Source organism: Promicromonospora noduliphila, assembly GCF_056951025.1.
Genome location: NZ_CM167806.1, coordinates 4088317 through 4112206, shown reverse-complemented (window position 1 = coordinate 4112206; position 23890 = coordinate 4088317). Strand labels below are relative to the sequence as shown.

Here is a 23890-nt window from a genome sequence, read left to right as displayed (position 1 = left end):
CCTGCACCCCTTGAGGACCTTGCGCGCCGTCCGTGCCCTGCGGTCCGGCTGGTCCTTGGGCTCCGTCGGCACCCTGTGCGCCGTCTGCTCCCTGTGGACCCTGTGCGCCGTCTGCTCCCTGTGGACCCTGTGCGCCGTCGGCCCCCTGTGGACCCTGGGCACCGGCATCGCCTTGTGCTCCCTGTGGTCCGACCGGTCCTTGGGCTCCGTCCGCGCCCTGAGGTCCAGCGGCACCCTGTGCCCCGTCGGTCCCCTGCGCGCCCTGCGGTCCTTGCGGTCCTTGCGCACCGGTGTCGCCCTGAGCGCCCTGTGGTCCGGTGGGGCCCTGGACGCCTTGGGGACCCTGTGCACCGTCGGTTCCGTCGGCGCCCTGTGGACCCGCAGGTCCTTGCGCGCCGTCCGAACCTGCGGCCCCCTGCGCTCCCTGGGATCCGACCGGTCCTTGGGCTCCGTCCGCGCCCTGAGGTCCAGCGGCACCCTGTGCCCCGTCGGTCCCCTGCGCGCCCTGCGGTCCTTGCGCACCGGTGTCGCCCTGAGCGCCCTGTGGTCCGGCGGGACCCTGGACGCCTTGCGGCCCCTGGGCGCCATCGGTTCCGTCGGCGCCTTGTGGCCCGGCTGGCCCTTGTGCGCCGCCGGCTCCTTGGGGCCCCTGTGCACCGTCGACTCCGTTGGCGCCCTGTGGTCCCTGCGCTCCAGTGTCGCCTTGCGCACCCTGCGGGCCTTGTGCGCCCTGTGGTCCCTGGGCGCCGGGGTCGCCGGGAGTACCGGCAGGCCCCTGCGGCCCGGCGGGGCCTTGGACGCCTTGCGGCCCCTGGGCGCCGTCCGTTCCGTCGGTGCCTTGTACTCCCTGGGGCCCGACCGGCCCCTGTGCCCCGTCGGCACCCTGCGGGCCCTCGGCTCCATCTGCACCCTGCGGCCCCTGCGCGCCGTCGGCGCCGTCCGCTCCCTGCGGTCCGGCGGCTCCCTGCGGTCCGGCGGCTCCCTGGGGCCCTGGAGGACCTTGAGCGCCGGCAACACCGTCGGCACCCTGCGCGCCTTGCGGCCCGCTCGGTCCCTGGGCACCCGTGGCACCCTGGGCGCCGTCCGCGCCCTGTGGGCCCGCGACGCCCTGGGGCCCCGCGGCGCCCTGTGGTCCCTGCTGGCCGTCCGCCCCGTCGGCTCCCTGCGGCCCCGTCGCTCCTTGTGCTCCTTCGGCCCCCTGTGGCCCCCGTGCGCCCTGGGCACCGTCGGTACCGTCGGCGCCCGGGGCGCCTTGTGGCCCGACCCTGCCCTGGGGGCCGGCCGGCCCGCGTGCACCGTCGTCACCATCGGCGCCCGGTGCACCGTCGACGCCGTCCGCGCCGGACGAGCCCTGCGCGCCGTCCGCCCCCTGGGGCCCGGGCGGGCCCGACGCTCCGTCCTGCCCCTGAGGCCCGGGCTGTCCCTCTGGACCTGTCGCGCCCTGTGGCCCCGCGGGTCCCGTGGGACCGGTGTCGCCAGGTTCGCCGGCCTCGTCGTCGTCCGGGTAGCCGAAGACCGGACCGCGGATGCCTGGGGGTTGCGGCTCCTGCCACGGGTTGTCCAGCTCGTTTGCGACGTCTGCTCCGGCGCGCGTGGCACCCAGGAACAGCACGGCGGTCGCGCCGACGGTCAGACCGGCGGATCTGGCCCTCCTGTACCACGTCACGGCGTCTCCTCGCCGACCAGGGTGATCGAACCGTTGTCGGTCAGCCGCTTCGACTCGTCCTTCTCCGGCGAGTAGACCTCGACCTGGAACGCGGCGTTCTCGAAGGAGAAGTAGGTCGACAGCGGCCGGTCGTCGAACACGACGACCACCGCGCCGCTCCTGGTGTGCTCGACCGTGGCCATGTCCGTGTCGGCGGCCTCGAGCCCCTCGTACCCGCTGAGCGCGCGGTAGGTGGCGACCGTGAGGTGCTTGTCGAGGTCGCCCGCTGCGGATCCCTCGGGCAGGTACCGCACGAAGGTGCCGCTGTTGGCCGTCAGCGTGAGCTCGATCTGGGTGTTCGGCACTTCTCCCCGCCAGTAGAGCGGGTAGTGCGTCATGGCGAATTCTTCGAGCGTCTCGGTCGAGACGATGGTGGGAACGCCCACCCTGATATCTCCGGCCGAGCTCGCGGCGGGCCCGGTGTCGTCAGCCTGGGAGACGGCCAGCGACCAGCTCCCGACCCCGACGACCACGATGAGTACCAGGGCGGCCAAGGCGCCCAGGGTCACTTTTACGGAAGTACGCAAGACAACCCCCGAGGAGTGTGTTTCGGCCAAATGCCCCCTTGCGCAGAATGAGAACAGAAACGTGGAGGTGCCGCAATGTGAAGCCAAATAGATCGCCTTTCCGGGCCTGTTTCGTGAGGCGGTGCGACGGCCCGGGCACACGGAAGTTCATGACTATTGATGAATGTGCACGGGGGTGGAACGAGAGAAAGTCAATCACTCTTCATTTGATGCATTGACATGTGGCGATGACCTTGTCCATGGGCCTGGGGCGGCGGCCCGCCCGTGGCGGTTTGGCCGTCGCGGATCCGTTTCTCCGGACCTGTGCGGTACGGAATTCGCCATACGAAAAGTCGGGAGATGGCCGCGTTTCCTGGCCGTTTGTCGCGCGGGGCCCGTCGCGAGAGGAAAGCGCGGTCCGAATCGTCCTGTTCGCAGTCGCCGCCCGGTCATCGCGGTGCCAGGGTATGGCCCGAAGTTCTACCGGTGTATTTTTTGGCGGAAGGAATTCGCATGTCCCTGCGTAGGCTGTCGGCCGCTGCGGTCGTCTTGCTCGCCGCCCCGTTGTTCGTGACAGTGCCGACGACGGCGCACGCCGCGCCGTTGCCCGCCACGTACAGCGGGAGCACCTCCGGCGACATCCTGTCGCTCGGCCTCTCGATCGTCGACGCGATCGAGGTCGAGGCGGCCGTCGCCCACTCGGCCACCGACGTCGACAGCGCCGCCGAGCCTCGTTCGCACGCCGAGTCGGCGAACGTCTCGGTGGGCGCCGTCGGCCTCGACGTTCCCGTGGTGAGCGACGAGGCGCAGTCCGGCCCGGCCGCCGGCGAGGACAGCTACGACGCCGGTCTGGGCAGTATCGGTGTCCCGGGCGTGCTCACGGTCGACGCGCTGCAGGCGACGGGCGCCACGGCCTGGGCCGGTGACTACGCCTGCGTGCCGGACGGGACTGCGCTCGCGACGTCGGAGACCACCGTGGCCGGGGCGGACGTGGGCCTCCAGCTCCTCGGGATCGGCCTGAGCGTGCTCGACCTCGGCACCGCGAGCACCGGCGGCACCACCGAACTGCAGGACGGCTCCGTGGTGTCCACCGCGACCGGCTCGCTCGCCGGGCTGTCGCTGATCAACGGCCTGGTCCAGGTCAATGTGCTGGACGCCCCGCAGATCACCGCCCAGTCGGACGGCACCACCGGGTCGGTGAGCGCCAACGACTACTCCGTCGAGGTGACGATCGCCGGCGAGACCATCGTGCTGACCGCCGGCGCGTCCATCCCGATCTCCCTCGACCTCGGCGTCCTGGCCGTCGATCTGACCCTGTCCGTCGGACAGTTGACGGATACGTCGTCAGGTGCGACCGGATCCGGCGAGCTGAGCTTCCTGAACCTGGCCGGGGCGATCACCGGGCCGTTCGGCATCGAGGTCGCCAGCCTGGACCTCGGCCTGCTGCCGCTCGCGGCCACGGCCACGGCGCCAACGGGCGGCGTCGAGTGCGATGCGCTCGTCCCGCCCGCCATCACCAGCCCGGCGGACGGCGATCTGGTGGCCGACGCGACGCCCACCGTCACCGGTACCGGGGTGCCCGGTGCGACCGTGACGGTGCTCGACGACGGCACGCCGATCGGCACGACCGTCGTGTCCGACGACGGCACGTGGACCTTCACGCCGACCACGCCGCTCGCCGAGGGCGAGAACACGCTCACGGCGACGCAGGAGCTCGGCGACGCGACGTCCGGCCCGAGCGACCCGGTCACGATCGTCGTCGACACCGTACCGCCCGAGCCGCCGGTCATCACCTCGCCCGCCGACGGCGACGTGACCGACGACAGCACCCCGACGATCGAGGGCACGGGCGAACCCGGGGCCACGGTGACGGTGGTGATCGACGGCGAGGAGGCCGGGACGGTCGTCGTGGGCGACGACGGCACCTGGACGTTCACGCCTGAGGCACCACTGGGCGAGGGTGACCACGAGATCACCGCCACCCAGACGGATGCCGGCGGTGCGACGTCCGAGCCGTCCGAGCCCGTCACGGTGACGATCGACGCCACGGCGCCGGCTCCGCCGGTGATCACGTCGCCCGCCGACGGGGACCTGACGAACGACGGCACGCCCACCGTCGAGGGCACGGGCGAGCCGGGAGCCACGGTGACGGTGGTGATCGACGGCGAGGAGGCGGGAACCGTTGTCGTAGGTGACGACGGCACGTGGACGTTCACGCCTGAGGCACCACTGGGCGATGGTGACCATGAGATCACGGCCACCCAGACGGACCGGGCCGGCAACGTCTCCGGCCCTTCCGAGCCGGTGACCGTCACCGTCGACACCACCGCGCCCGCCTCGCCGGTGATCACGTCGCCCGCCGACGGCGACCGGACCGATGACAGCACGCCGACGATCGAGGGTACGGGGGAGCCCGGGGCCACGGTGACGGTGGTGATCGACGGCGAGGAGGCCGGGACGGTCGTCGTGGGCGACGACGGCACCTGGACGTTCACGCCCACCACCCCGCTGGCTGAGGGGGACCACGAGATCACCGCTACCCAGACGGACCCGGCCGGCAACGTCTCCGACCCCTCCGAACCCGTCGCCGTCACCGTCGACGCGGTACCGCCCGTGCCGCCGGTGATCACGTCACCCACCGACGGGACCCTGACGAACGACAGCACGCCGACGATCGAGGGCACCGGCGAGCCGGGAGCGACGGTCACGATCGTCGTCGACGGCGAGCCCGTGGGGGAGGTCGTGGTGGGTGACGACGGCACCTGGACGTTCACGCCGACCACCCCGCTGTCCGACGGCGACCACGAGATCACCGCCACCCAGACCGACGCCGACGGGACGGTCTCCGGGCCGGTCGACCCGCCTGTGGCGATCACCGTGGACACCACGCCACCGGCCACGCCGGTGGTCACTTCACCCACGCCCGGCTCCACGACCACGGACAACACGCCCACGATCACCGGAACCGGCGAGCCCGGGGCGACCGTCACGATCATCATCGACGGCGTACCCGCCGGGACCGCCGTGGTGGACGAGAACGGGAACTGGTCGTTCACGCCCGCCACGTCGCTGGGCGAGGGTCCGCACACCATCGCCGTGGTGCAGACCGACCCGGCAGGCAACATCTCGGACCGCTCGGTGCCCGTGGCGTTCGAGGTCGGCGCCGACCTCGGCGGTGAGGCCGGTGGTGACGGGGCCGGCGCCGGAGGCTCGGGTTCGCTGGCGGCGACCGGTCCGGGGCCGGACCTCGTCGCCACGAGTGTGCTCGGCCTGCTGTGCCTCCTGCTCGGTGTGGGCCTGATCCGCGTGCGCGGCCTGCGCCGAGGCGCCGTCGTGGCTCGGCGGGCGGGAGCCGCCTGACCCGCCCGCGATCCCCGAGGAACCGCACCCCCCACGGAGAGGCCATCTGACCAAACGGTCGGTGGTCTCTCCCTGGGTGTCTGCTGCGGACAAGGTTGTTGCGAGGGGCTACCGGTGTAGTTCTGACCATGCGCCCCGTCGGTGCGGGCGGACATCGGTCGGCGGATGCGCTCCCCGGCGATCCACACGCCGGCGATGTTCCGCGTGGCGCTGGGCCGGATAACGCTCCGGCGCCCGTCGCGAGCTTGTGCCCCGTTCCTCTCTCCGCGAGGTGCGTGGCGCTTCGCGGAGATTGCGTCAGCGGCTCGTGGCCCCGACGGCCGGAAGTATCACCTGGTCCACGACCGCGGCGATGTAGTCGTCGTCCGGTGGTTCGAAGCTGTCGATCGCGTATTTGATCAGGAGCGCCTCGCCGATGTCGACGACGACGGGTGTCAGGCGCGCCGGGTCCACGTGGCCGTGCTGCGCGTAGTGCTCGAGGACGGACCGGGTGAAGCGGCCGCCGCGCGGGTCGAAGACCTCTCGGTAGAGGCGGTCGTGCAGGTCGGGACGGCGGCGCGACTCTTCCAGCAGGGCGCCGAGCACCGCGCCGTACTGCGAGTTCATCACGCTGTCGCGCATCAGCTTCAGGGCACCGATCAGGTCTCCGCGCAGGTCGTCGGCCGCGGGTGACGGCTCCTCGCGCGGGTAGACCCGGTACAGCGCCTCGATCACGATGTCCTCCGGCGTCGACCACCGGCGGTAGAGCGAGGTCTTGGCGGTCCCGGCGCGCCGGGCGATGCCCTCCATCGTCAGCCGCCCCACCCCGCCTTCGGCTGTCTCGGTGAGCGCCGCCTCGTAGATGGCGTGGACCAGGTCGTCACCGCGCCGGCGGGTAGTTCGGCCCTCTTTCGGCACAGGGTTCCCTTCTGAGATACGGTCGCGTATCTTATTCGCTGAGAAGACGCATCCGTATCTTATCGCTGGAGGAGCGAGGCATGCCCACCGACAGCCCCACCATGACCGGCGCGCTGCCCGCGACCCAGCGGTCTCTTGCGCCCGACCTCGCGCGCGGGTTCATGCTGCTGATCATCGCGACGGTGCACGCCCATATGTTCCGGACCGCGACCACCAGCGAGGGCTATGCGCTGAGCGGGCCGCTGGACGTCGCGGTGACCGCGGTGATGGCACTGGTCGCCGAGAACCGCGGCTACCCCATGTTCGCGGCGCTGTTCGGCTACGGCCTGGCGCGGATGTACCACCGCCGCGAGGCAGCCGGGATCCAGTGGCCCGCGATCCGGAGCCTGCTGCGCCGTCGCGGATGGTGCCTGGTCGCGATCGGCGTCGCCCACACGGCGCTGCTGTTCTTCGGCGACGTGATCGCGGTGTACGGGGTGATCGCCGTCGTCTACGTCGTGGCGGTCCGGTTCGGCGACCGGAAGCTGCTCACGCACGCCCTGGTCTGGATGGTCCTGGGCAGCGCGGCCTACACCGTGCTCAGCGAGGCGCTGTTCGCGTCGGCGAGCAGCGGCGAGCCGATCACCGATCCGCTGACGGACGCGATCGTGCGGATCGCGATCCTCCCGGCGTTCGTACCGCTGCTCATCATGATCTCGGTCTTCCCGTTCCTGGTCGGCATCTGGGCGGCGCGCCGCCGGCTGCTGGAGAACCCGGGCGACCACGTCGCCCTGCTGCGCAAGGTGGCCTACGGCGGCATCGGGCTGGGTGTGCTCGGCGGCGTTCCGTCCGCACTGGTCGACGTCGAGGCCTGGCAGCCGGGCCAGGCCGGGGACCTGTGGGTCTCGTGGCTGCACCTGCTGACCGGGTACGCCGGCGGATTCGGGTACGCGGCGGCGATCACCCTGGTCAGCCGACGGATCGGCGAACGGCCCGGTGGCTCGGCCGGACCGGTGGTGACGGCGTTGGCGGCCACCGGACAGCGCTCCATGACGTCGTACCTGCTGCAGTCGGTGGCCTGGGCGATCATCGTTCCGCCGTACGCCCTCGGCCTGGGGTCGAGCCTGACCGATGCCCAGGCGGTCGGTCTCGGCCTCGGTGTCTGGCTCGTCACGGTCCTGCTGGCCGAGCTGCAGCGTCGTGCGGGCTTCCGGCAGGGTCCGGCAGAGTGGCTGTTGCGCCGCATGACCTACGGCTCGCGAACCCAGGCGTTCAGCGGGGGTCAGAAGCGGTAGCGGAGTACCGCTGCCTCGAGGTGGCGGGACAGGACGTCGCTGCGTGCGATCGTGCGCAGCATCCACCGCCAGGCCGGTGACTTCTTCGCGAGCTGGGCCACCTCGGGCTGGCGGACGTTGAAGATCTCCTCGACCAGCTTCAGGCCCGGCACCCAGCGCTCGGGCGCGCGCGGGTTGTCGAACCCGATACCGGGCACGGGAGCGTAGAAGCGCTTGAACGTCCAGACGGCGAGTCGGGTGTAGCTGTTGTGGGCTATCTCCCCGCTGGGGAAGTGGGCGACCAGCCGGCGCAGCAGCGCCGCGTGGTCGGCCTGGGAGAGGAACGGCACCAGGCCGTTGTGGACGATCATGGCGGGCCGGTCGGCCGGGATGCCGTCCAGCCAGCCGGGCTCGGCCAGGTCCGCCGACACGAGGTGCACCCCTTCCCGCGCCGGTACGAGCTGCCGGCGCAGGTCGATGACCACGGGGAAGTCGATGTCGTACCAGTCCACCGTGGGCGGAGGGTCGACCCGGAACGCCCGCGTGTCCAGCCCGGTGCCCAGGTCCAGCACCACCGCGTCCGGGTGGGCGGCGATGAAGCGCTCCACCACCCGGTCCTCGCTCTTGGCCCGCATGGCGCCGGAGAAGGTCTGGACCTCCGGGTCGCCCCGGTCGCCCTTGAACAGGGCGAACTTCGGCTCGTACCCGGTGGCCGTCAGGATCTCCTGGGCCATCGGGTCGCCGAGGAACGGCTGCGGCAGGCGGCTGTCGAGCGCCGCGATGCCGAGGGTAATAAACAGACTCTCTTGGGTGGGGGTCAGTTCCGGAAGGGTGATGCTCATGCGTCTCCGCCTTCTTCTGCTCGTTCTTCCGCTCGTTCTTCGGCTTGCGCCCATGCTTTTTCGGCGTTCTTGAGCAGCGCGTCGTCGGTGTAGAGCCCGTGGGTGAACAGCTCCATCGTCGGCACGGACAGGCGGCGCAGGACCTCCGGTCCGAAGGCCTCGTGACCGAGGGCGCGCGCCAGGGCCGGCGGCATGGTCAGCACGGCCAGGCTCAGGAGGATCCCCAGGACGGCTTGGGCGCGGGGGTCCGACGACGGACGCATGGTGCCGTCGGCGAATCCGGCCCGGAACGCCGCCTCGGACTCGGCCACCAGGGCGTCCACCACCGTCGTGGCCAGGGGGGAGTCCTCCTGGATCGCGCGGCCCAGGTACTGCACCAAGAGCTGGTAGTCGCCCGGGCTGGCCAGGTACTCGCCGAGCAGGCCCTGCATCATCTCGGGGCGGCCCGCCGCACCGGCCCGCCTCGTCGTCGTCCGCAGGACGTACTCGTCGCACGCGGCGCGCAGCCCGGCCTTGTTCCCGAAGTGGTGAAAGACCAGGCCGATGCTCACCCCGGCGTCGGCGGCGATCGCCCGCGTGCTCGCCTTCGCGAAGCCGTCGCGGACGAAGTGCGCGACGGCGACGTTGCGGATCCTGGCCCGGGTCGACAGGTCCTCCGCGGAGATGTCGTCCGGGTCGTCGGGAGTGACTGAGCGCATGCTCAACATACTAAGCAGGCGCTCAGTCGCTTGGCAAGGCTCATGCCGCTCCGCGGGTGGGTGCTGTCAGCGGCGTCCGCCGAGCTGGGGCACGTCGAGGCTTTGTGCTGCGCGTTGTGTGGGGGAGCTGTCAGGGGGACGGCGGTAGTGAACGCGTGGCCGGACAGAGCACCGGGGCATCACGGCCAGATGGCCGTGACGCCCCGGGCCTGTCGTGTCCTTGGGGAGCCGCCAGTAGCAGCGAGCGGTGGTCAGGACTCGATGGTCTGCCGGCTCTCGGCCGAGCCCTGGCCGATGGCGGTCGAGCCGGCGGTGTGCGCGACCTCGATCCTGCGGGGCTTGGCATCCTCGCTGACCGGGATCGTCAGCGAGAGTACGCCGTCGGCGTACGAGGCGGAGATGCTGTCGAGCGCGAGCCCGCGGCCGACGGTGAGCTGCCGGGCGAACGTGCCCGTGGGACGCTCGCGGACCAGCCACTGCGCGTCGTCGCCCGAACGCTGCGTGCGTTCGGCGCGCACGGTGAGCGTCCGGTCCTCGACCGAGACGTCGATGGTGCCCGGGTCGACGCCGGGAAGGTCCATGGACAGGACGTAGTGGTCGCCCGTGCGGAACAGGTCCATCGGCAGGCCGGACTGTCGTGCGTTGCCGACGAACGAGCTGAACAGCCGGTCCATCTCCTGGAACGGGTCCCAGTAGGTAGCCATCGCGCATCACCTCCTACGACGATGCGGCCCTGGTCCCTCCAGGACCGCGGCGCTCGACGGCGGCCGGGACCGCCGTCCGGCTACACCACCAGTTTTAGCACTCTCGACCCAAGAGTGCTAGCACGCATCGTGTAGTAACTCTCCCGTTACCCCGCGCGAGGCGCAACGAAACGCGACGCCTTCAGGATGGCGGAAATTCACGCCCTGCAAGGAGAGCAAGATGGCTTCATCCCGCCGGTCCCTCGCCCGGATCAGCGCCACCGGCGCTGCCGTCCTCGCCGCCCTCGCCCTGACGTCGTGCGTCACCGGCGGCTCCGCCTCGCCGGACGCCGACGTCGATCCCGCCGACTTCGAGGGGCTCGAGCTCACGATGTGGTCCGGCGTCCCGTACGAACCGTTCATGACGGTGAACCAGGACCAGCTCAGCGCCTGCGCCGAGGAGATCGGTGCGACGATCAAGGCCGAGGCCTACCCCAGCGCCGAGTTCGGCACGCTCGTGCTGCAGGCCGGCGCCTCCGGCGGCCTGCCGGACCTGCTCATGGTGCCCTCCAGCGACCTGCCGCAGTACGCCGAGGGTGGCATCCTCACCGATCTCGCGTCGTACGGGCTCGCGCCGGAGGACCTCGCGGACTCGACGGCGGAGATGGGCAGGTACGACGGCACGCTGTACGGGCTCGCCTCGCACGTCGAGGTGGGCGCGCTGCAGTACGACACCTCGCTCGTGGACACGCCACCCACCACGTTCGACGAGCTCCGCGCCCAGGCCGCAGAGCTCACCACCGACGACCGGTACGGCATCGCCCTGCCCGGCAACTCCGACGGCGCCGCGTCGTTCTTCCTGCTCGGCTTCATCCTGAGCGCGGGCGGCGACCCCGGCGACTTCGAGTCGCCCGGCACGATCGCGGCCGTCCAGCTCTACAAGGACCTCGTCGCGGACGGCAGCATGTCGCCCGAGATGGTCAACTGGGGCTGGGACTTCCAGGACCAGTACGACTCGGGCGCCGCGGCGATGTCGGTCAACGGCCCGTGGGCCGCCATGCCGGAGGACGGGCAGGCGGTGCCCGGCTTCGCTCCGTACCCCACGGCCGACGGCGGCGAGTCCCGGCAGGCGATCACCGCCTCCGAGTGGACGATCCCCGTCACAGACCCGGTGCGCCAGGCCGCGGCCGCCGAGATCCTCGAGTGCCGCCTCGCCGCGGAGAACCAGCTCGAGGTGGCGGAGGTCCAGTACTACATCCCGGCCCGGCTCGCGGTGGGCACCCAGTGGGAGGCCGACGTCCCCGCGGTCGAGGCGTTCACGTCGGCGGTCGAGGACGCGTACAACCAGGGCGGCGAGCTCGGTGGCGAGTGGCAGACGACGAGCACCCGGCTGGCCAACGCCATCCAGTACGCCGTCGTCGGTGACCTGTCGGCCGAGGAAGCCCTGCGGCGTGCGGCGTCGGAGTAGCCGGATGGCGTACGAGATCTCACGGCCGGGCACGTCATGACCGCGGACACGGCGGTGGCGGCGCAGCGCACCCCCACCGTCGCGCCGGCCGGACGCCGTCGGCGCGCCGGCCTCGGCCGGCGGGTGCGGCGCGGGTACCTGTGGCTGCTGGCCCCCGCGTTCGTCTTCATGGCGGTGTTCTTCGCCTACCCGCTCGGGTACGGCGTGGTCATGAGCATGTCGGACTTCACCGCCGCCACGTTCATCAGCGGCAGCGCACCGTTCGTCGGGTTCGACAACTTCGCGGGCGTGCTGTCGTCGCCGCTGTTCTCGGTGGCGCTGCGGAACACCGTGCTCGTCACGGTGTTCTCGCTCGCCGGGCAGCTCGCGGGCGGGATGGCCCTCGCCCTCTACTTCGAGCGCCGCTTCCCGGGCCACCGGTGGATGCCGTCGGTGATCCTGGTGTCCTGGCTCATCCCCCTGGTGGTCACCGCGACGACGTGGCGGTGGATCCTCCAGGAGGACGGCGCGTTCAACCAGGTGCTGGGTCTGTTCGGGATCGAGGGGCCCGCCTGGCTCTCGGAGCCGTCGCTCGCGATCTGGGCGGTGATCGGGGTGAACATCTGGGCGGGGCTGCCGTTCACGGCGACCATCCTGTCCTCCAGCCTGCGGGGTGTGCCGGCCGAGCTGCACGAGGCGGCGGTGCTCGACGGGGCGGGCTACTGGCGCCGGGTGTGGTCGATCACCCTGCCGCAGCTCCGGCCCGTGATCTCGGTCCTCGTGGTGCTCGGCATCGTCGGCTCGCTCAAGCTGCTCGACCTCGTGCTGATCCTCACGGGCGGCGGGCCGGCCAACTCCACGCAGACCTTCGCGATGCTCAGCTACATCCGGTCGTTCCGGGAGTTCGACTTCGGCGCGGGCGCGGCGCTCGGGAACATCCTGCTCGTGATCACCGTCGTCTTCGCCGTCGTGTACACGCGCGCCACCCGGGGGGAGGACAGGGGATGAGCACGCTGAACGCCACGAACCCGCGCCGCGCGTGGCTGTGGACGCTGGGCGGGGTCGCCGTCCTCGCCGTCTTCCTGTTCCCCGTGTACTGGATGGTCTCGGCCTCCCTGCAGCCGGACGTCAACTCGGTGAGCGTGTCCTGGATCCCCACCTCCGTCGACCTCGGCAGCTACGAGCTCGCCCTGCGCACGACGCTCCCCGGCATCCGCAACTCGGTCGTCGTCAGCCTGCTGACCGTGCTGGTCACGCTGCTCGTCTCGGTGCCGGCGGCGTTCGCGCTCAGCCGGCTCGACGGGCGGATCGTCAACCTGACCCTGCTTGCGATCCTGGTGGCACAGATGGTCCCGAGCATCACCCTACTGAACGCGCTCTACGCGATGTTCTCGGCGCTCGGCATCCTCAACACCTACCTTGCGATGGTGCTCGCCAACTCGACCTCGGCCATCCCGCTGGCGATCATCGTCCTGCGGTCGTTCATGGTGTCGCTCGACTCCGAGGTCCTGGAGGCCGCGACCATCGACGGCGCCACGCTGTGGCAGCGCCTCACCCGGATCGTGCTGCCGCTCAGCCGGAACGCCGTCATCACGGCCTCGGTCTTCGCCTTCATCTTCACCTGGGGCGACCTGCTGTTCGGCCTGATCCTCACCACCGAGAGCGGCATGCAGCCCGTGGTGCTCTCGGTCTACCGCCTGCTCGACCAGCCCACCATCGACTGGTCCACCGTGATGGCGTCGTCCTTCCTGACGAGCCTGCCCGCCATCGCGCTGCTCGTCTTCTCCCTGCGCTACGTGCAGGCCGGCATCGGCGCGGGCGCCGGCAAGTGAACGCCCGGCGCTCGAACGAAAGGACCATGTGATGCCCCTCGACCGCCCGGCCTGGTCGGAGCCGGACGAGCCCTACCTCTCGTTCCCGAAGGTCACGCTGCACGACCATCTCGACGGCTCGCTGCGCCTGGACACGATGCTCGAGCTCGCCGACGCGCAGGGCGTCACCCTGCCCTACGACGACGCCACGGTGCTCGGCGACTGGATGGCCCGCGTCATCACGGAGCCGCCCGAGCCGTACCCGCACTACCGGTTCGCCGTCACGACGTCGCTGATGCAGGACGCCGACAGCATCGTCCGCGTGGCGCGCGAGTGGGTCCGGGAGGCGGCGGCGGACGGCGTCCGCTACGGCGAGGTGCGCTGGGCCCCCGAGAAGCACCTGGCGGGCGGCCTCAGCATGGCCGACGCGGTCGACGCCGTGGCGGAGGGGCTGCGCCACGGCGAGGCCGAGATCGCCGCCGCCGGTGGCCGGATCACCGCCCGCCAGCTCCTGTGCGGCATGCGCGAGACCCGGCTCAGCTCGAAGGTCGCCGACGTGGCGATCGAGAAGTACGGCGACGGCGTCGTCGGCTTCGACATCGCGGGACCCGAGGGCGGGTGGCCGGTCGTCGACCACCTGGACGCGTGCGTGAAGCTGGAGCGGGCGGGCGTGCCCTACACGATCCACGCCGGCGAGAGCGACGGCCTGCGCAGCGTCTTCGACACCGTGCACCGCGCCCACGCGCTCCGCCTGGGCCACGGCGTGCGCATCATCGAGGACGTGTCGCTGAACGGCGTCCCGCTCGACGTGCGCACGTGCGTGGCCGACGTCGCGGCGGCGCGCGCCGCCGGGCGCGCCGAGCTCACGGTGGGCCCCGTGGCCCGCTGGGTGATCGACCGGGGCATCCCGCTCGAGGTGTGCCTGACGTCGAACGCGCGGCACGTCGTCGACGGCCGCGCCAACCACCCCGTGGAGCTGCTGCGGGAGCTGGGCTTCGCCGTGACGATCAACCCGGACAACCGCATGATGTCGCGCACGTCGATCTCCTCCGAGATGCGCCACCTGCACGACCTGTTCGGCTGGGACCTGCCGGAGTTCGCCCAGGCCGAACGGACCGCCGTCGACGCCGCATTTCTCCCCCGCGCCGAGCGGGCCGCGCTGCGCGCAGAGCTGGAGGCAGGGATCGCCGCCGTGACGGCTTCGGACCGCCGCCGCGCGAGGGCGTGAGCCGGCCGGATCACGCCTGGTCGCGCGGCGGACGTTACCGCCGTGGCGTGTGCGCGCGGCCGGTGGGAACGAGGCGGGCGGAGTTGAGGATGAAGGCGGTCTCGCTCCCCACGTGGATGAACGCCGCCGCGACCGGGCTGAGCAGGCCGAACGCCGCGAGGGCCATGCCGAGCAGGTCGATCGCGATGGTGCCGGCGAAGTTGACCATGACGATCCGGCGGGCGCGGCGGGCCACCTGGACGGTGCGGACCAGGTCCTCCAGATCCGAGCTGATCAGCACGACGTCAGCGCTCTCCTGGGCGATGTGGGTGCCGGTGCCCATCGCGATGCCGACGTCGGCGCGGGCCAGGGCGGGTGCGTCGTTGACGCCGTCGCCGACCATCGCCAGCCGGTGGCCCGCGGCGCGTTCGGCGTCGATGACCGTGAGCTTGTCCTGGGGCAGCAGGCCGGCGCGGACGTCGTCGATGCCGAGCTCCGCAGCGACGGCGCGCGCCGTGGCTTCCTGGTCCCCGGTGATCATCAGGGTCCGTAGACCGCGCCGGTGCAGCTCGGCCACGGCGGCCCGGGCGGTGTCGCGGATCGTGTCCGCCAGGAGGATGGTCCCTGCGTACCTGCCCTCGATGCTCACGTGCACGGGTGTGGCAGTGTCCTGGCCCTCGATCGCGGCGGGAGCGTCCGGCACCAGGGCGCGGTTGCCCGCCGCCACCGGGCGGTCGGCGACGGTCGCCGTCACCCCACGGCCGGGCTGGTAGCTGAACTCGTCCGGGGAGGTGACCTCGACCGCGCCCGCGCGGGCGTGAGCGACGATCGCCTGGCCGAGCGGGTGCTCCGAGTAGGACTCGGCGGTCGCGGTCACCGCGAGCAGCTCGTTGCCGCTGATCCCGGGCGCGGGCCGAACGGCCACGACGGCGGGAGCCCCGGTGGTGAGGGTGCCGGTCTTGTCGAACACGATCGTGTCGACCGACGACAGCACCTCCAGGTGGGCGCCGTCCTTGACGAACGCGCCGGCCCGGGCGATGCGGGCGATCGCGGCCAGGACGGCCAGCGGGGTGCCGGCGGCCACTCCGCACGCGCCCGCCACGACGACCACCGAGATCGTCGCGGTCCAGTCCCGCGTGATCACGAACGTGAGGGCCGCGCCGGCCAGCGCGAGGTAGACGAGGTAGGCGGCCAGGCGGTCGGCCAGGCGCTGCACGGGCGCCTCGGAGGCCTGCGCCTGCCGCACGGCCTCGACGATGCGTCCGTAGGACGAGTCCGCGCCGACCCGCTCTGCGCGCACCTCGAGGGCGCCGACCTGGTTGATGGACCCGGCGAACACCTCGTCGCCCACGGTGACGTCGACCGGAAGCGACTCCCCGGTGATGCGGGACTGGTCCGCGGTCGACCGGCCGGTGACCACGACGCCGTCCACCGGGATGCGCCCGCCCGGGCCGACCACGACGACCTGACCGGGACGGACCGCGTCCAGCGGGACGGTGCTGGTGCCGTCGCCGTCCCGGAGCTGGACGGTGTCGGGCAGGAACGACATCAGGTCGGTCAGCGCATCGCGGCCGCGGTCCATCGAGAGGTCTTCGAGGATCTCGGCGGCCAGCACGAAGGCGGTGATCACCAGCGCCGTCACCCACTCACCGATCGCCGCGGCCGCGACGATCGCGATGAGCATCGACAGCTCCATGCTCATGCGCCGGTGCCGGACGTCGTGCCACGCCTCGGCCATGATCGGCCAGCACCCGACAACGAGCCCGACCACCGCGACGACCGGCACCGCCGGCCAGGGCCCGGTCACGCCAAGGGCCACCGCGACCGCGCAGAGGGCGACGAACCCGGTGCGGGTCAGGTCGGCACGATCGATCCGGGCCCACAGGCCGGGCTCGGCCGCCGTCGCCTCCGCCTCCACGGCGGGCACGGACGGCGCGCTCACGAAGCCGCCCCGGTCTCGCCGTCCGGGCTTGCGGTAGAGCCCAGGCCGTCGCCCAGGTGGTGCTCCGGCACGCCGCCGACGACGTGCTCGGCCTGGAACACCGCGTGCGTCACGAGCTGCCGGGCGTGCTCGTCGATCAGGCTGTAGAACACGCGCGTGCCCTCCTGGCGTGCCTGCACGATCTTGCCCCAGCGCAGCTTCGCCAGGTGCTGCGACACCGCCGTGGGGGACTTGCCCACCCGCTCGGCGAGCTCGCCGACGGCGAGCTCGCCCGCCCGCAGCGCGAGGATGATCCGGATCCGGGTCGCGTCCGACAGCAGGGAGAACACCTCGGCCGCCAGATCCACGTACTGGCTCTCGGCGTCGAATGTGCATCTCTTCGTATCTTCACGCATACGCAGACTCTAGGACTTGGCGGGCCGGGCTGACAAGCTGGGCAGGGGCACCACGCGAGCCGGGCATCGGGGGCGGGAGGTGGCTTGTCGCTTCCCCCGCCCGGTTGCGTCTATGTTGAGAGTGTGGTCGCGCACAGGCCATGCGCGGCGCCGGATTGCCGACGGTGCCGAACTGCCGACGGAGGTCCGATGAACCAGCCCATGGAGGACGACCCGCCGGACCTTGTCCTGTCGTCCCGAGGTCGCGTTCCGGCCGGCCGGTTCAGGATGGACGTGGTCACCGAGCGATGGTGGTGGTCGGACCAGACCTATCGCATCCACGGCTACGAACCGCTCGAGGTGACCCCGACCTCGGCGACGTTCTTTGCCCACAGCCATCCTGACGACAGAGAGCACCTGCGGTCAGTCCTGGAAGACGCCCGGCTGACCGACCGGCCGTTCGCCTCCACCTACCGCATCGTCGACGCAGGCGGTCTCGAACGTGTCGTCCTGATCGTCGGCAAGCGGGACGACGACGGTGTCGTGGTCGCGCTCGACGGCTACCTCACCGACCTCACCCGCAGCCTCGAGACCAGCCACCCACGCTGACCCGCCTGGGTTCGGGACCCGTGACACCGGCGGGACCACCCCCAAGGGGTGACGACGCCGTCAGGCACCCCGGGCATCGCGTCGCGAGCCTGACGGTGCGCCGTCGGTCCTGCGGCTCCTGCGGTGCAGCCGCCGGGCAAGTAGCCCGCTGAGCACGAACAGCACGGCCACCAGGGCCGTCATCCCGCCGACGCCGAGAAGGCCGACGCCGTCGACCAGCCAACGCTGGATGCCCTGCCCCGCCCCGATGACCGGGTCGTCCACCGCGCCGTCGCGCAGTACCCGGATCTCATACCACCCGTAGTAGGCGACGTAGGCGCCGGCGACGACCATGAGGCCACCGCCCAGCCGCGGCACGATCCGGCCGGCCTGCCGCAGCCAGGTCACCATCGCCGTCCGGGTCAGCGCCACCGCCAGCGAGACCGCCACGATCACCAGGCCCATGCCCAGCACGTAGGCACCGAACACGGCCAGGCCGCCTGTTACCGAACCGGCCCTGAAGCTCGCCACCACCGTGGCGAGGAACGGCGCGATGGTGCAGCTCAGCGAGGCGGTCGCGTAGGCGACGCCGAACAGCACCATCGACGACGCCGACCGGGTCAGCTTCGGCCTACGGATTCCGCCGATCCGCAGCCCCGGCAGGTCTCGCCCGGCCACCAGCCAGACTCCCAGCCCCACCAGCAGCACGCCCAGCACGAGGGTGAACCAGGGCAGGTACCGCTGGACCGCTGCGACGTTGGAGACCAGAGTGAGCAGCAGCCCGAACAGTCCGAACACCGCGGCGAACCCGGCCGTCATCGCCCCGGCGAAGGCGAGCGCCCGCCGGACAGCCACGGACCGGTCCGGCTGGTCGTGCCCCATCACCAGCATCGACGCGTAGGCCGGGAGCATCGCGAACCCGCAGGGGTTGACCACGGCGACCATCCCGGCCACCAGCGCCAGACCGACCGGCAGCCCGTCCACCTTCTGACCCGGCCCTCAACCGGCCAGCTCGGCGACCTGGGCGGTCAGCTCGTCCGGCTTCAGATGGCCGGAGTCCGTCACGACGCCGTTCTGGTCGACGACGGCGAACGTGCTCTGCGCGGTGATCCCGAAGTGCCGCCACACCGCGCCGTCCTCGTCGTTCAGATGAGTGATGCCCCCGGTGCCGGTCATCTCGACGAAGTTGTCCATCGCGGCGAGCTGATCCAGGCCGGCGACCCCGACGATGCTCACGTCATCGCCGTACTCCTCGGCCAGGTCGAGCACGTCCGGGGCCTGGGACACGCAGATGGGGCACCACGGCGCCCAGAACCAGAACACCGCCGGCCGGCCGGCCAGGTCGGCCGCAGCGAAGTCGTCACCGTCGATGGTCATGGCGGTGAACGTGAGCACCGACCCCGTCGGCTCCACCGCGCCAGCGCCCGACTCCGCCTTCCCGGCATCGGCCGTGACCGCGTCGTCCGCCGGCGGCGTGCTCGCGCCGCCCGCGCAACCTGCCAGCAGCAGCACACCCGTCGTCACCAGGGCGGCCAGCGTTCCTCGACCACGCATCACGGCGATCCCACTCCATCCAGGGCGACGGGCCGGCACGCGCATGGTGCCCGCTCCTGGCAACCATCACCCACCAGGACCGATCCGTACAGAGACCACGGCTGGCCTACGGGCCCCCGTAAGAAGACCGTAAGCGCCGCCCGCAGTCTTCTCACCACCCGGCCGACCGCAGCAATATGAAGTCAGGAACCGCTGACGATGTCCAGCGCCGCGCTGCGGGCGACGTCGACCGGGATCGCCACGCCGCCCGCCGTCGTCCCGGCCGCTCCGGTGAGTACGCCGAGCACGGAGCCGGCCTCGTCGACGAGCGGTCCGCCCAGGCTCGCCGTCGGCACGTCCATGTCGATGCCGACCGCCTCCAGCCGGCCGCCGCCGGCCAGGGTCACGGGCTCGTCCAGCGTGCGGAGCGAGCCGGCGGTCACCTCGCCCTCGGCTCCGACGGCGAACACCCGGTCCCCGATGCTCGCCTCGGCCAGTCCGGAACGGGAGTGCAGCGGCGGCAGGCGGGAGTCGTCGTGGACCCGGAGCGCGGCGATGTCGACGTCGTCGTCGCGTCCCAGCACCTGGGCGGTGAGCCTGCCGCCGTCCGGGTGGATCAGGGTGACCTCGCTGGTTGCCGCCACCTGCCGGGCGCTGGTCACGAGGATGCCGGGTACGGCGACGCGGAACGCGGAGCCGCCGCGTGGTCCCGCCAGGGCGACCACGCTGTCGGGAACCCGGGCCGCGCCCCCGCTCAGCGCGTCCGAGCCGCCAGCGTCCGCGCCGCCCGTGTCCGTGCCGCCCGTGTCCGTGCCGAGCTGTGCCCACTGGTCTGGTTCGAGCCGGTCCACCAGCGTGAACCCGTCCCCGGCCCGGGCGTAGAGGGCCGCCTCGCCCTCGCCGATCGCGACCGGCGGCGCCAGAACGCTCGGGTACACACCGTGGCTGGCGATGATCAGATTGGGTTCGCCGGGGCGCGGCGCCTCCTGCTGGATGAGCCGGTTCAGCCGCCCGTCGGCCTCCTCGTCCCGCTCGGGGTAGAGCCGCTCCAGGCCGTCCACGACGTCGAACCGGCCGAACGCCAGCTCAGCGGTATCCCTGCTGCGGCAGTAGGGACTGGCCCAGATCTCGCCGATCGGGATGCCCAGCCGCTCGACGGCGGTGCCGATCGACCGCGCGTCCGCCCGGCCGGCGTCCGACAGGTTGCGTTGCGTCGCGCAGTCGTCCAGGTCCACGGTGGGTTCGTCCGGCTGGGAGTGGTCGGTCTGCGCATGCCGGATGACGATGGTGAAGCCACCGTCCTGCAGTCGTGGCAGCAGGGCCTCGCCCTCGCCCGACGGCGGCGGCGTGGAGCTGTCTTCGGCTTCGGTGCCGGTGACGGTGCTGCTGCCGGTGCACGCGGTCGTCGTGAGCAGCAGGAGCGCCGCGAGCACAGCCGCGCCGAGCAGGGCGAACGGCCGGGGTGCGATCTCTGCCGTGGGGTGCTCGTCCATGCGGCCAGTGCAGCATCGCAGGCTGCCCGCGCGGAAAGACCATCTCGGTCCACGCCTATACCCCGCTGGTATGGATGGACGGCGTGCTGCCGTCCAGGCGCCGTTCGATCCTGGCGATGGCCGCGGCGACGCCGTCCTCCTGGCCTACCTTCCCGGCGATCTCCCGCGCAGTGCCGATCCTCGATGCCGCGTCGTCGACGGCGGCGGCGAGCCGGTACGCGGTGAACGTACCGGTCAGCGGCGGCGCCGCGATCCCTGCGTGGTGCGCCTGCCGCGCCCAGAACGGCTGGTCACCCTGGAACGGCCGGATCACCTGCGGGATCCCGGCCCGCATCGCTGCGGCGACCGTGCCGACGCCGCCGTGGTGCACCGCGACCGCCGTGCGGGGCAGCAGCCAGTCGTGCGGCGCCTGGTCGAGAACGTGGACCGACGGGGGCACGCGCGACGGCCGGAGCGCGCCCCAGCCGGTCGCCAGCACGGCGCGCCGTCCGGAGCGGTGCAGTCCGTCGAGCACCGTGCGCGTGAAGGCGTCGGGGTCGCGGGCCAGTGCGCTGCCGAACCCGACGTACACGGGCGGCTCGCCGGCCTCCAGGAACCGGGTCAGCGCCGCCGGTGGTGTCCAGTCGTCGCCCGGCGGGATCGTCCAGAAGCCCGTCGGGGCCAGGCCTGCCGGCCAGTCGTCCGGCGCCGGCAGCAGGTGCGGGCTCCAGGCGTGCAGGACGCCGTCGTGCGCGATGCGTTCGGTGAGGCTCGGTGCCGGGCCGGTCAGGCCGAGCGCCTCGGACCGCCAGGTGCGGACCATGCGCCGGTACGGCGCCTCGGTGAGCCCTGCCAGGCGCCAGCTCGCCCGGTTGAGGAACCGTGGCGGCCGGACCGGGGCCAGCGGCGACGGGAACCGCGCTGTCGGGCTGTACACCGGGATGAGCAGCGCGGCGATCGAGGGGACCCTGAGCCGGTCGGCCAGGTGCGGGGCGCCGAGCGACTTGGGGGCGTAGACGACGGCGTCGGCGCCGCTGTCGGTCAGGGTGGCCAGGTCGTCGAGCCAGCGCCGCAGCAGCGGGAGCGCCGACCTGGCTGCCGTCACCGCAGCGCGTGCCCCCTTGCCCGCCACCTCCTCCTGGAGCTCGAAGATGCTGTCGTCGAGCGGCGCGACCGGGAGGCCGCGCGCGGTGGCATCGGCGGTCAGGCGCCGTGGCGCGGCCAGCAGCGGCTCGTGGCCCGCCTGGGCCAGCCCGGCGGCGAGCGCGGCGAACGGCTCGACGTCGCCGCGGCTGCCCGTGGTCACCAGGAGAATCCTCATCGCGACGCCTCCCACTCGTCCAGGAGCGCCGGGAAGCGGTCCGCCATGAAGGCGTACATGTCGCGCATGTTCTCCAGCCGCTTGCGCCGGCGCGGGTTGTCGCCCACCGCGGCCAGGCCACGGGCCGCGAGCTGCTGGAACGCGTCGAACTCGGCCATCTTGGCGCGGAACGCCCGGCCGAAGACGTCCTCGGTCAGGCGGTACCGGTCCCGCCGCTCGCCGCGCCGCCGGAACCGCTCGACCATTCCGGACTGCTCGAGCTGGCGCAGCGCCACGCTCATGCTGCTCTTGGCCACGGCGAGCCGTTCGCACAGGCCGGGGGCGTCCGCGCCGTCGTCCTCCGCCGCGAGCAGGTGCCCGACGACGCGGCCCGCGGTGCGGCTCAGGCCGAGCCGCTCGTAGAACAGCCCCGCCTCCTCGGTGAAGTCCTCGATCGCGCTCATGGGCCGAGTGTACCGTCTGTTCGGGACGTTCCGAACAAACAAGTGGGACTGACCGGAGTCGCGCGACGGCGATCCTCAGTGGGCCGCGGCCCAGGCCTGGTAGTTCTGGTGGCCGCCGGACAGGTTGTAGACGTGGGCGAACCCGAGGTTGCGCAGCACGTTCTGCCCGGCGTTACCGGTGACGCCCTTGTTGCAGTAGGTCACGGTCAGCACGGCCGGGTCGAGCTCGTCGGCGCGGGTGCGCAGCTCTTTGAGCGGGATGTGGACGGAGCCGTCCACGTACCCCTTGGCGCGGTCCTTCGCCGAGCGCACGTCCACGATCTGGACCTTCTCGCCGTCGGTCCGGTGCCGTTCCAGTTGTGCGGGGGTGATCAGGGGCGCGCGACCGCGGATCGCGTTGTCTAGGGCCATGCCGGTGTAGTGGACCGGGTCCTTGGTGGTGGCGTAGGTGGGGGAGTAGGCCAGGTCGAGGTGGAACAGGTCGGCGACGTCGGCGCCGTAGGTGATGGCGGTGGCCAGGACGTCGATGCGCTTGTCCGCTCCGGAGGCGCCGATCGCCTGGGCGCCCAGGAGCCGTCCGGTGGCGCGGTCGGCGACGGCCTTGATCAGCAGCGGCGTGCCGCCCAGGTACTCGGGCCGGTCGGGCTTGATGTTGTGCAGCACCTCGACGTCGTACCCGGCCGCGCGGGCCTGGGCCTCGGTGAGCCCGGTCTGGGCGACGCCGAGGTCGAAGACCCGGACGATCGAGGTGCCGAGGATGCCCCGGTGCTCCAGGGCGCCGCCGGTGATCGCGTCGCCGGTGATGCGTCCCGTCTTGTTCGCGGTCGAGCCCAGGGGAACCCAGGTCGGCCTGCCGGTGACGAGGTCGAACGACTCGGCGACGTCCCCGACGGCCCAGACGTGCGGCACGCTGGTACGGCCCTGCTTGTCGACGGCGATCGCGTGCGTGGGGCCGATCCGCACCCCGGCCTGCAGGGCGAGCTCCAGGTTGGGCCGCACGCCCACCGAGACGATCACGAGGTCGGCCGCCACGACGTCGCCGTCCGGTGAGCCGATGCGCACGCCCGTCACCCCGCCGTCGGCCATGTTTCCCTCAAGGTCTCCCTCAATGTTTCCCTCGATGGCGGCCACCCGCTCGCTCAGCAGCAGCTCGACGCCGTTGCGGCGCAGCTCCGCGTCGACGCGGGCGGACATGTCGCCGTCCATCCGGGGCATGGCGTGCTCCAGGGCCTCGATCACCGTCACCTGGATGCCGCGCCTGGTGAGCTGCTCGGTCATCTCCAGGCCGATGTACCCGGCGCCCACGACGACAGCGCGGCGCACCTGGCGGGTCTCGATCCAGTCGCGGATCGCGCGCGCGTCGGACGGGGTGCGGACGGTGAACACACCGGGCAGGTCCACGCCGGGGAGAGGCGGGACGACGCTGCGCACGCCGGTGGCCAGGACGAGCTCGTCGTAGGTGTCCTCGAACGTGGTCCCCGTGGCCAGGTCGCGCACTGTGATCGTCCGGGTTGCCGGGGCGAGGGCGGTGACCTCGTGCCCGGTGCGGACGTCGACGTCGTACCGGGCCTTGAACCAGGCCGCATCGCGCGGGGTCAGCTCGTCGATGTCCGGCACCTCACCGCCCACGTAGTAGGGCAGGCCGCACCCGGAGTAGGAGATGTCGTGGTCGCGCTCGTACACGGTGATCCGCGCGGTCTCGGTGTTGCGACGCGCCTTGGCGGCCGCCGACGTGCCCGCCGCCACCGACCCGACGACGACGATCTTCAAGGACGGCGAGGTGCTCATGGGGTGTCTTCCTCCGGTCG

The 23890-nt window shown here is 72.0% G+C and carries 21 protein-coding genes; 8 read left to right on the top strand and 13 right to left on the bottom strand.

Going from position 1 to position 23890, the window contains the following annotated elements; all coding sequences use genetic code 11:
* The first annotated feature begins 10 nt into the window (after positions 1-10).
* Positions 11-1741 carry a hypothetical protein gene (locus AC0QU1_RS18015; protein WP_483571239.1) on the top strand — a complete coding sequence of 577 codons (1731 nt, stop codon included), beginning with the start codon at positions 11-13 and terminating at the stop codon, positions 1739-1741.
* Here AC0QU1_RS18015 and AC0QU1_RS18010 read toward each other — a convergent pair.
* Complete coding sequence (locus AC0QU1_RS18010) at positions 1663-2199, bottom strand: hypothetical protein (RefSeq protein WP_483571237.1); 537 nt, start codon at positions 2197-2199, stop codon at positions 1663-1665. The genes AC0QU1_RS18015 and AC0QU1_RS18010 overlap by 79 nt on opposite strands.
* 525 nt (positions 2200-2724) lie before the next feature.
* Between AC0QU1_RS18010 and AC0QU1_RS18005 the strand changes: the two genes are divergently transcribed.
* A complete protein-coding gene (locus AC0QU1_RS18005; RefSeq protein WP_483571235.1) occupies positions 2725-5571 on the top strand; it encodes an Ig-like domain-containing protein in 2847 nt (948 codons plus the stop codon).
* 297 nt (positions 5572-5868) lie between these two features.
* Here the strand turns inward: AC0QU1_RS18005 and AC0QU1_RS18000 are convergent, their stop codons facing one another.
* Positions 5869-6468 carry a TetR/AcrR family transcriptional regulator gene (locus tag AC0QU1_RS18000; protein WP_483571233.1) on the bottom strand — a complete coding sequence of 200 codons (600 nt, stop codon included), beginning with the start codon at positions 6466-6468 and terminating at the stop codon, positions 5869-5871.
* 80 nt (positions 6469-6548) lie between these two features.
* On the opposite strand from AC0QU1_RS18000, the gene AC0QU1_RS17995 reads away from it, so the two are divergent.
* The gene (locus AC0QU1_RS17995) at positions 6549-7742 is read left to right on the top strand and encodes a DUF418 domain-containing protein (protein ID WP_483571231.1); all 1194 of its coding nucleotides are present in this window, start codon (positions 6549-6551) and stop codon (positions 7740-7742) included.
* Here the strand turns inward: AC0QU1_RS17995 and AC0QU1_RS17990 are convergent.
* From AC0QU1_RS17990 to AC0QU1_RS17980, 3 genes are all read right to left on the bottom strand, one after another.
* Positions 7730-8563 carry a class I SAM-dependent methyltransferase gene (locus AC0QU1_RS17990; protein ID WP_483571229.1) on the bottom strand — a complete coding sequence of 278 codons (834 nt, stop codon included), beginning with the start codon at positions 8561-8563 and terminating at the stop codon, positions 7730-7732. The genes AC0QU1_RS17995 and AC0QU1_RS17990 overlap by 13 nt on opposite strands.
* Positions 8560-9261 carry a TetR/AcrR family transcriptional regulator gene (locus AC0QU1_RS17985; protein WP_483571227.1) on the bottom strand — a complete coding sequence of 234 codons (702 nt, stop codon included), beginning with the start codon at positions 9259-9261 and terminating at the stop codon, positions 8560-8562. The genes AC0QU1_RS17990 and AC0QU1_RS17985 overlap by 4 nt, the downstream gene beginning before the upstream one ends.
* Before the next feature lie 251 nt (positions 9262-9512).
* Complete coding sequence (locus tag AC0QU1_RS17980; RefSeq protein ID WP_483571225.1) at positions 9513-9965, bottom strand: Hsp20/alpha crystallin family protein; 453 nt, start codon at positions 9963-9965, stop codon at positions 9513-9515.
* Positions 9966-10185: 220 nt separating this feature from the next.
* Between AC0QU1_RS17980 and AC0QU1_RS17975 the strand changes: the two genes are divergently transcribed.
* Genes AC0QU1_RS17975 through AC0QU1_RS17960 form a run of 4 tightly spaced genes read left to right on the top strand, consistent with a single transcriptional unit; the run spans position 10186 to position 14430 of the window.
* Positions 10186-11412 carry a sugar ABC transporter substrate-binding protein gene (locus AC0QU1_RS17975; RefSeq protein WP_483571223.1) on the top strand — a complete coding sequence of 409 codons (1227 nt, stop codon included), beginning with the start codon at positions 10186-10188 and terminating at the stop codon, positions 11410-11412.
* Positions 11413-11448: 36 nt separating this feature from the next.
* Positions 11449-12399, top strand: coding sequence for a carbohydrate ABC transporter permease (locus AC0QU1_RS17970; protein ID WP_483571221.1), 951 nt, complete (start codon positions 11449-11451; stop codon positions 12397-12399).
* Complete coding sequence (locus AC0QU1_RS17965) at positions 12396-13223, top strand: carbohydrate ABC transporter permease (protein WP_483571219.1); 828 nt, start codon at positions 12396-12398, stop codon at positions 13221-13223. Before AC0QU1_RS17970 ends, AC0QU1_RS17965 begins: the two co-directional genes overlap by 4 nt.
* Positions 13224-13254: 31 nt before the next feature.
* Positions 13255-14430: an adenosine deaminase family protein gene (locus AC0QU1_RS17960; RefSeq protein WP_483571217.1), complete on the top strand. Its 1176-nt coding sequence runs from the start codon at positions 13255-13257 to the stop codon at positions 14428-14430.
* Between the two features lie 34 nt (positions 14431-14464).
* On the opposite strand, the gene AC0QU1_RS17955 is transcribed toward AC0QU1_RS17960, so the two are convergent.
* Together AC0QU1_RS17955 and AC0QU1_RS17950 are read right to left on the bottom strand one after the other, a co-directional pair.
* Positions 14465-16351 carry a heavy metal translocating P-type ATPase gene (locus AC0QU1_RS17955; RefSeq protein ID WP_483571215.1) on the bottom strand — a complete coding sequence of 629 codons (1887 nt, stop codon included), beginning with the start codon at positions 16349-16351 and terminating at the stop codon, positions 14465-14467.
* Positions 16348-16746, bottom strand: a complete 399-nt coding sequence (locus AC0QU1_RS17950; protein WP_483571213.1) for an ArsR/SmtB family transcription factor — start codon at positions 16744-16746, stop codon at positions 16348-16350. Before AC0QU1_RS17950 ends, AC0QU1_RS17955 begins: the two co-directional genes overlap by 4 nt.
* Before the next feature lie 201 nt (positions 16747-16947).
* On the opposite strand from AC0QU1_RS17950, the gene AC0QU1_RS17945 reads away from it, so the two are divergent.
* Positions 16948-17334 carry a PAS domain-containing protein gene (locus AC0QU1_RS17945; protein WP_483571211.1) on the top strand — a complete coding sequence of 129 codons (387 nt, stop codon included), beginning with the start codon at positions 16948-16950 and terminating at the stop codon, positions 17332-17334.
* Positions 17335-17394: 60 nt separating this feature from the next.
* Here the strand turns inward: AC0QU1_RS17945 and AC0QU1_RS17940 are convergent, their stop codons facing one another.
* The 6 genes from AC0QU1_RS17940 to AC0QU1_RS17915 all read right to left on the bottom strand — a co-directional run bounded on the left by AC0QU1_RS17940 (position 17395) and on the right by AC0QU1_RS17915 (position 23870).
* Positions 17395-18297, bottom strand: a complete 903-nt coding sequence (locus AC0QU1_RS17940) for a cytochrome c biogenesis CcdA family protein (RefSeq protein WP_483571209.1) — start codon at positions 18295-18297, stop codon at positions 17395-17397.
* Between the two features lie 15 nt (positions 18298-18312).
* Positions 18313-18867 carry a redoxin family protein gene (locus AC0QU1_RS17935; RefSeq protein WP_483571207.1) on the bottom strand — a complete coding sequence of 185 codons (555 nt, stop codon included), beginning with the start codon at positions 18865-18867 and terminating at the stop codon, positions 18313-18315.
* A gap of 182 nt (positions 18868-19049) precedes the next feature.
* Complete coding sequence (locus AC0QU1_RS17930) at positions 19050-20339, bottom strand: trypsin-like peptidase domain-containing protein (protein WP_483571205.1); 1290 nt, start codon at positions 20337-20339, stop codon at positions 19050-19052.
* A 55-nt stretch (positions 20340-20394) separates the two neighbouring features.
* The gene (locus AC0QU1_RS17925) at positions 20395-21639 is read right to left on the bottom strand and encodes a glycosyltransferase (RefSeq protein ID WP_483571203.1); all 1245 of its coding nucleotides are present in this window, start codon (positions 21637-21639) and stop codon (positions 20395-20397) included.
* A complete protein-coding gene (locus AC0QU1_RS17920) occupies positions 21636-22082 on the bottom strand; it encodes a GbsR/MarR family transcriptional regulator (RefSeq protein ID WP_483571201.1) in 447 nt (148 codons plus the stop codon). Before AC0QU1_RS17920 ends, AC0QU1_RS17925 begins: the two co-directional genes overlap by 4 nt.
* 75 nt (positions 22083-22157) lie before the next feature.
* Positions 22158-23870 carry an FAD-dependent oxidoreductase gene (locus tag AC0QU1_RS17915; protein WP_483571199.1) on the bottom strand — a complete coding sequence of 571 codons (1713 nt, stop codon included), beginning with the start codon at positions 23868-23870 and terminating at the stop codon, positions 22158-22160.
* Between the last annotated feature and the right edge of the window lie 20 nt (positions 23871-23890).